Source organism: Streptomyces sp. DH12 (assembly GCF_020873895.1).
Classification (GTDB): Bacteria; Actinomycetota; Actinomycetes; order Streptomycetales; family Streptomycetaceae; genus Streptomyces.
The window spans coordinates 1-505 of record NZ_JAHWGT010000731.1 but is presented as its reverse complement, the minus strand read 5'-3'; the positions used below and the strand labels follow the sequence as shown (position 1 = coordinate 505).

Below are 505 nucleotides of genomic sequence, written 5' to 3'. Positions count from 1 at the left end.
GTGTACTCCCTGCCGGAGAACGTCTTCGTCGCCGCGTTCATCGGCACCCCGCGCATCAATCTGCTGCGCGGTCTGGTCCGCGCCCCGCTGGACGGCGCGATGACCGTCAGTCTCGGCAAGCAGTTCCTGCGGCTGCCCGAACCGCTGTCCCTGGACCACCAGTTGCTGCGGGTGCAGCAGGGCCGCGAGGTCATCGTGGGCCTGCGCTCCGAGGCCGTGCGGATCGCCAAGCCGTCCGCCGCGCGCCCCGGCGAGGTGCCCCTCACCGGCCTGGTGGAGCACCTGGAGTTCCAGGGCCACGAGGTGCTGGTGCACTTCGACACCGGCTCCCGCGCCGCCGTCGTCCCCGAGCTGGAGGCCCCCCGCCCGGCCCCCGGCCGTCCGGCTGCCCGGCGCCGCCGCCGCGAGGGCGGCACCGTGCTGGACCGCCTCCGGGAGCGCGCGGGCGCCCTCCGCCCACACTCCGCGCGCACGGGCGCCGTGGCCACGCTGGACGGACCCGGGC

1 protein-coding gene is annotated in these 505 nt (G+C 76.4%); it reads left to right on the top strand.

Going from position 1 to position 505, the window contains the following annotated elements:
* Positions 1 to 505, top strand: a 505-nt coding sequence (locus LPA54_RS36765; RefSeq protein ID WP_228984833.1) for a TOBE domain-containing protein, incomplete at both ends; no start/stop codon positions are given.